General features: G+C 32.7%; 8 protein-coding genes. 7 read left to right on the top strand and 1 reads right to left on the bottom strand.

Going from position 1 to position 7,547, the window contains the following annotated elements:
* Positions 1-31 precede the first annotated feature (31 nt).
* Positions 32-472, bottom strand: a complete 441-nt coding sequence (locus WCG23_12630; protein ID MEI8390715.1) for a hypothetical protein — start codon at positions 470-472, stop codon at positions 32-34.
* Between the two features lie 406 nt (positions 473-878).
* Here WCG23_12630 and rlmD point away from each other — a divergent pair, with 406 nt between their 5' ends.
* The 7 genes from rlmD (at position 879) to WCG23_12595 (ending at position 7,514) form a co-directional block, all read left to right on the top strand.
* Positions 879-2,297, top strand: a complete 1,419-nt coding sequence (rlmD, locus tag WCG23_12625; GenBank protein ID MEI8390714.1) for a 23S rRNA (uracil(1939)-C(5))-methyltransferase RlmD — start codon at positions 879-881, stop codon at positions 2,295-2,297.
* A gap of 7 nt (positions 2,298-2,304) precedes the next feature.
* Positions 2,305-2,748 carry a GNAT family N-acetyltransferase gene (locus tag WCG23_12620; GenBank protein ID MEI8390713.1) on the top strand — a complete coding sequence of 148 codons (444 nt, stop codon included), beginning with the start codon at positions 2,305-2,307 and terminating at the stop codon, positions 2,746-2,748.
* Between the two features lie 12 nt (positions 2,749-2,760).
* A complete protein-coding gene (rplI, locus tag WCG23_12615; protein MEI8390712.1) occupies positions 2,761-3,264 on the top strand; it encodes a 50S ribosomal protein L9 in 504 nt (167 codons plus the stop codon).
* A 312-nt stretch (positions 3,265-3,576) separates the two neighbouring features.
* Positions 3,577-3,984, top strand: a complete 408-nt coding sequence (locus WCG23_12610) for a response regulator (GenBank protein MEI8390711.1) — start codon at positions 3,577-3,579, stop codon at positions 3,982-3,984.
* 207 nt (positions 3,985-4,191) lie between these two features.
* Positions 4,192-5,355, top strand: coding sequence for a site-specific integrase (locus WCG23_12605; GenBank protein MEI8390710.1), 1,164 nt, complete (start codon positions 4,192-4,194; stop codon positions 5,353-5,355).
* 30 nt (positions 5,356-5,385) lie between these two features.
* A complete protein-coding gene (locus WCG23_12600; protein MEI8390709.1) occupies positions 5,386-6,822 on the top strand; it encodes a hypothetical protein in 1,437 nt (478 codons plus the stop codon).
* 275 nt (positions 6,823-7,097) lie between these two features.
* Positions 7,098-7,514: a terminase small subunit gene (locus WCG23_12595; GenBank protein MEI8390708.1), complete on the top strand. Its 417-nt coding sequence runs from the start codon at positions 7,098-7,100 to the stop codon at positions 7,512-7,514.
* Positions 7,515-7,547: the final 33 nt, after the last annotated feature.

The following is a 7,547-nucleotide window of genomic DNA, read 5'->3' as shown; positions in this document are numbered from 1 at the left end:
AATTAAGTTAAAAAAACTTTATCCTAATAAATTAAATTAACAATGCACTAGATACTGTATCTTCTAAACCATCAGCGAAATCACTCATTCTTTCACCGGTTGTGAAAGAATCATCATCATATCTGTCATTAAATCTGTCATCATCAAATCTGCCAAATTCACGAAGACCAGAATAATTATTGCCTACGTATCCAAATCTGCGTTCATCATTATCATGTCTGAACATGTAGCCTTCGTGTCTAAATCCTTCGTGTCTGAATCTATCACCTTCATGTTCGAATCTATGACCTTCATTTCTGAATCCACCCAAAAAACCGCCATGATTTCTGTTAAAAGGATTTCCGCCAAATTGGAACGGTTGACAAAATTGTTGTGGTCTGCCAAATTGAAACGGTTGACAAAATTCTTGCGGTCTGCCGAATTGAACTGGTTGACCTGTTGTTGTAATAGTTCTTCTAATAAATAATACCATTTTTCTCTCCTCTTTTCCTCTATAAATACCCTTAAACTTATTAAAGTTTTCCCCTAATGTAGAAATAAATAACATTAATAATTAAAAAATCATTTTCCCGCTTTTCTCTATCCCCTTGTATTAATATAAAAACAAATCGAGTTCAAAAATTGCTTTTTTTGAAAAAAATTATTTAATGTTTCTTAATATTTTATTTTGGTGGATAATTAACACAAATTGCTAAATAAATTAATCTATCTGTCATTACAAGGAGGCTCGAAGAGCTGACATGGCAATCTGTTTGGGTTTATAGGATAGATTCTCACACTCCCGTTGGTCGCTCAGAACGACAGTACAAAAGTTCATGCTGATTTTCGCTAACCGGCAATTCGAGTTAATTAATATGAAATCTAAGGAAAAAAATTTAATGATTGAAAAGAATGAAATAATTGAATTAAATATAGAAAAACTGACTTACGGCGGAGAAGGCATTGGCAGAATTGACGGTATGACAGTTTTTGTGCCTGATACTGTTGCAGGTGACCATATAAAAGCAGAAATTATTTCTGTAAAAAAAAACATGGCAAAAGCCATAATTAAAGAAATAATAACACCCTCTGAACACAGAACAAAACCTTTTTGTCCTCTGGCAAACGCATGCGGCGGCTGCCAATGGCAGCATATAACCTATGAAGAACAATTAAGGGCAAAGAAACAAATAATTAAAGAATGCATGCAAAAAATCGCAGGAATTGATGTTCCGCTTAACGATGTAATAAGCAGCGAAGAAGTTAAAGAATATCGCTGCAAAATTCAATACCCTGTGCAGCAGACAAAGATTTCCAAAAGATTTCTGGCAGGATATTACAGAAAAAATACACACGATATTGTAAATATAAAATACTGCCCGATTCAGCCGAAAATAATCGACGAAATTACTGAATTTTTAAGAAAAAAAGCTCAGGAGTTAGATCTGACAGCTTATAATGAAAGGAATCACAGAGGATTAATCAGACATTTTGTTTTTAGATACAGCCGGACGAATAAAGATTTGCTTTTAACTGTTGTGATTAATGCAAAAGAAAGCAATGATATTATAGAAGACCTTTGTTCCTTGGTAAAAAAAGAATTTCCTGCTATTTGCGGGGTACTGGTAAATTTTAATACAAGCCATTCCAGCGTTATTATAGGGACTAAAACAGAACTTATAGCAGGCAAAGACTTTATAGAAGAAACTCTTGACGGAAAAACATTTCATATTTCAGCAGAAAGTTTCTTTCAGGTAAATCCTCTAACAGCTCAAAAAATGTTTTCTGAAGTCAGAAAAATAGTTAAAGACAAATTATTAACTGATTCTGCGAAACCGACTATTCTGGATGTTTATGCAGGTTCAGGAAGCTTTAGTATGTTTTTGAACGATCTTGCATCAAGCATTACTGCTGTAGAAGAAAGTGAAAGTTCCGTAAACGATGGTATAGAAAACTTAAAACTTAATAAAATAGAAAACATTTCTTTTCTAAAAGGAAATGCTGATTCTATTTTGCAGGAATTGACTCAAGAAGAAGAAGAGACAGCCGATTGCGAACAAAATACAGAGCGTTCTCACGCAGAAAAATTTGACATCGTTATTCTCGATCCGCCCAGAAAAGGCTGCTCTGAGTCTGTTATTGAATCAGTTAAAAAAATTGCGGAAAAATACATAATTTATGTAAGCTGCAACCCCTCAACTTTAGCCAGAGATGTTAAACTTTTAAGCGAGGATTTTATACCGGACTTTATCCAGCCGGTTGATATGTTTTGTCATACTTACCACGTAGAATCTATTTTGGTGTTAACAAAAAAATAGAGCTAACGTGTTAAAAACATTACCAGCCCAGAAAAAAAACAGTTTAAAAAAAATTAAAATAAAATATGACAAAAATATTTCTCCTGAATCCGTTCAAGAGCTTTATCTTTCTGTTGGATGGCAGTATAGGGATTGTTTACAAATTAAAAAAGCACTTGAAGGAAGTTTTCTTGTTGCTTCGGCATGGATTGATGAAATATTAATAGGTTTAGCAAGAGCAACAGGAGATGGAGTTTTTAATGTAACAATATGGGATTTTTCAGTACATCCTGCTTATCAAAAGCAGGGACTGGGCAAATTATTATTTAATTCAATGCTGACTATATTAAACGATTATAATATACCATTAATTACTTTATATTCGGAGTTGGATAAAAAAAATTTTTATAGTAAGCTAGGTTTCGAATGCAATTCAAAAAAAATAATCGGAATGTATAGATACAATAAATAGTCTGGAGGAAAAATGAAAGTTATCCTTAAAAAAGATGTCCAATCTCTCGGTGAATCAGGAGATATAGTAGAAGTAAAAGACGGTCATGCAAGAAATTATCTTTTACCTTATAAGTACGCAGAATTAGCCACAGAAGGTTCTCTTAAAAACAGAGAAAGAAACATCGCAAGAATTAAAGCTCAGGCTGAAAAACTTCATGCGGAAGCTGTTGCAAAAGCTGACAAAATTAAAGCTATCGGACAACTTGAAATAACAACAAAAGCAGGTGACAGCGGAAAATTATTCGGTGCTATCACCACAAGAAGACTTGCTGAAGAAGTTATCGCCAAATCAGGTGTCGAAGTTGACAGAAGAAATATTTCTCTCAATAAACCAATCAATATTATCGGCGAATACAAAATGGCTATTAAGCTAACTTCAAAAGTAACTGTTGAACTTCCTATTGCTGTTTCAGCTTCTGAAGTTTTTAAAGAAGAAATTTTTGTTGAAGAAGAAAATATAACAACAGAAGAATAAATTTATAAACAAAAAAGTAAAACTAAAATCTTCTAATTCTGCCAAATAGATCAGGTCGGGTTAGAAGATTTTAAATATTTTAGATAATATCTTCAACTTTTGTAATAATTTTTATTGAGAAAATTTAAGCTTCTTTATGCTTATGTTATAAATTATTTATAATAAAATAATTTTGAAATAAAACAAAATTGTTTTATGTGTTATACAGTTAAAGATAAAAAGCTTGCCTGACAGGCTGATACAAGATTTATCAAGAGGCTTTTTCTATAAAAACATTTTTGCATATATAAACCTAAGGGAAAAAAAAGAAAAATGAAAAGTATTGTTGTCGATGACGATAGAATTTGTGGAAATATATTTAAAATAGAACTTTCAAAATATGGACAATGCGATTTTGTAAATAATGGAAAAAGCGCTTTAGAGGCATATAAAGAATCCATAGAGCAAGGGTGTCCCTATCAGCTTATGACGCTTGATATTATAATGCCGGAAATGGATGGCGGCGAAGTTTTAAGAGAAATACGACGTCTTGAATCCGAAAAAAATATTTGGGAAATGGATAGATTACGGGTAATAATCACGACGGCCTTTGATGATTGGTATAATAGAAAAATTATAATAAAAAATTTAAACCCTTTATATGAAACTTATTTTATAAAAACTTCTAATATGCATGAATTTATAGACAAAGTTCATGAACTTGGCTTTGTTATTGATTAATAAAATGCGCCTGATGCGATTTGAACGCACGACCAACGGTTTCGGAAACAGGCGGACTCAATAAATCACGACAAAAGAGAATCAAGAATAATAAGTCATTTCTTGCTTTTCGGGTTTCGATGTTTTATTATTAGTTGTAGATTATTATAATTTTTTGTCCCCAACTGTCCCCGAATTGTCCCGAAAAAATATAGGAGTTTTTCTGCAATGGCTACAATCTGTAAAAGAGAATATGCAAACGGTCAGGTTAAATACCAAGCTAAAATCAGAATAAAAGGGCAACCCTCTATATCAGAAACATTCGAAAGAAAAACTGATGCTGCTAAATGGGCTCGAAATACAGAGAAAGCCATTGAAGACGGAATATATTTTAAAACACTTGAAGCCCGTAAACACACATTGGGCGAATTGGTCGACAGATATATTGAGGACGTAGTACCTCATAAATTTGCTAAGAAAAGAGATATTAACGGTGCTATAACACATCTTAACTGGTGGAAGAACAAGTTGGGAACTTATTTTCTTATTGATGTAACGCCTGTTTTGCTTGCGGAGTATAGAGATAAACTAAAAAAAGAACCTTACAAAAAATTTAAAAGAACTTCAAATAAAACCGAAAACAAAAAACCTGAAGAAAATAAACAACAAGAAGAAAAAAAAGAAGTGGAAAGAATTCGTTCCAACAGTACGGTTAACAGGTACATGGGGACTTTGTCGAGTGCGTTCACAATAGCAATGAATGATTTTGGATGGCTTGAAGAAAATCCGATGTTCAAAGTTAAAAAGAAAAAAGAACCCAGAGGCAGGGTGAGATACCTTTCAAAAAAAGAAAGAAATGCTCTTTTAACAGCATGTGAAAAGTCTTCCAATCCGAATTTGTATATAGTGGTTGTTCTTGCCTTGACTACTGGTGCAAGGTTTTCTGAAATAATAAACCTAAAGTGGGAAAACATAGATTTTAAAAGGAAATATCTTTATTTCCTCGATACGAAGAATAACGAACGCCGCTCTGTTCCGATATCTGCACATGCTTATAAGCTTTTAGAAGAGTATAAAAAAATCAGAAGGATTAATACAAAATACGTTTTCCCTGGAAAAACAGGCAAAAAACCTATTGAATTAAAACGGCAATGGGAAAATGCTATCGAAGAAGCCAAACTTGAGGACTTCCATTTTCATGACCTTCGGCACACAGCGGCTTCTTATTTAGCCATGAATGGTGCTTCTTTGCTTGAAATTGCACATGTTCTCGGGCATAAAACTTTAGAAATGGTAAAAAGATATTCTCATCTGTCGGAACAGCATACGGCGGGGATATTAGAGAGATTGAGCGAGCAGCAGTTTAAGCCCCTTGCGGAATCTTCACTATAATTTTATGTACAATACCAAAAGGGAATAAACATGACAAAAAAGAAGAAGTCTGAATATACCGGCAAGCTTAATGAACCAATAAAAATTGACCTGACAAAAACTTTTGACAGACAAGGACGGACAGCCTATATTTTAAATACCAAGCTTTCACAAATGGCAACATTCAAAAGAATTCAAGTTAAAGAATCCGATTATGAAAAGCCGCATATCATAAATTATTATGGCGTTAATATAATGTCATCGGGCTCAGGCAAGGATAAAATAACCAGAGAAATAGATCAATACTTATTATCAGGATTTAGGGCTTACTTTAACTCTGCAAGCAATGAATATATTAACAAAAAAGAAGCTGAACTTCTTGAAACAGCAAAAAAGAACCATCCAAATTCTGAAAATAAACAATTTGAGTTTACTGAAAAAGAAAAAAATAAAATAAGAAATATTAGATTCGAACTTGAAGAAGCCACGCAAGAGGGACTATTTGCCGATTGTGTAACTCTTCATAATAGTGGTATAGGCAGCCTTTTTATAAAAATACCGGAATTAGGTTTATTTCTTGAAAATCCGACACAAAGCCAACAGCTTTTTTTGAATTCAGTTATAAAACTTTATGACGGTGAATCAAATATAAAAAGTACAAAAGGCGAATCCAGATCAACAGAGGTAAAAGGAATCCCCTGTAATTGCCTGTTTTATTCAGACACGAATAAACTTTTACAAGATAAAGCTAATAATTATTTAATGAAATTATTAGACACGGGACTTGTCAGACGGTCATTCATTGCTTTCATGCCGGAGAAAGAAATTAGTATCAATGGCGATTATGAACTTGAATTGCAAATAAAAAATAAGGCTTATCAGGAAGCAGAAGAAATTAATGAATTTATTAATAAAACTTTTATGGCTATTGATAAAGACAGTGAATTTCAAATGCTGCCGGAAACCTACAAAATTTATCACAATTACCAAAATCAAAACAAAAATAAATATAACAGCCTTTTGAGAAAATCCGATGATATCCTTCTGAAAGAATTAAGAGGCAGGTTTTGGAAAACATTCAAGCTATCCGGGCTCATCGCAGTAATTAGTCATCCTGAAGAGCCTGTAATTAAGCCGCAAGATTTAGAATACGCTATTTATCAAAGTGAATTATTTGCTCAGGACTTTGAACAATTTTTTAAAACTAAGCCTCAAACTGATACTGACAAATTATTCCTGTATTTTCTTAACAATAAAGGTGAATGGCTTGCCACACAGGAAATAAAAAAACAAAAATTCACAAATTATAACCATTTTTCCAGATGGTTCGATGAAAACCTTCAATATGTTAAAAATATGGCAGAATCTCAGGGTTATTCTGTCAAAGAAGAAAAATTCAACAACAATAGCGGAAAACGCTATATGTTAGTTGAAAATAAACTCGGGCAGGCACTAACGGTAGCAAAACCATTAGGGGAGTTTGTTTAAGGCACAAAAAAAGCAGAAGTCCTTATCAATAGTAACACATCTAATTGAGACAATCGCTGAAACGTGCATGAATAGTTACATGTATAACATATCTAAATATATATTATTATTTATTATTTAAATTTTTTAAAAACACACAAAAAATATACATACCCCTATTTTTTAGATTTGTTAGATATGTCAAGAACTACAAGGGTTTTCACATATATTTAAATAATATTTATTGTACATGTGAATTATAGCTTGTGTTTACAAAGCATAAAGGATGAAAAATTATGAGTATGAAACTAACTTCAAAACAAAAAAGATTCTGCGAAGAGTACGTCATTGATTTGAACGGAACTCAGTCGGCAATTCGTGCGGGATATTCTGAAAATTCTGCTTATTCTATAGCAGAGGAGAACCTGAAAAAACCTGAGATTGAAAAATACATTTCAGGGCTTCAGGCAGAAATAAGAGAGCGAAATAATATTAAAGCAGATGACGTAATTACAGATATCGTCAAGATTAAAGAACAATGCATGCAGGTTAAGCCTATTATCATTTATGACAAAGCTGGAAATGCAAAGGAGATTAAGTCCTTCAACGCAAATGCAGCATTAAAAGCTTGTGAACTACTCGGAAGATATACAGGAATTTTTAAAGAAGACAACGGGCAGAAAAATATAACTATAAGACCAATGCACGTCTAATTTGTGATAAAATATAGTCATATCAATATTAAA

The sequence above is a fragment of the bacterium genome (genome assembly GCA_037147175.1).
Lineage (GTDB): Bacteria > Cyanobacteriota > Vampirovibrionia > Gastranaerophilales > UBA9971 > UBA9971.
This window is presented reverse-complemented; position numbering and strand designations above follow the sequence as displayed.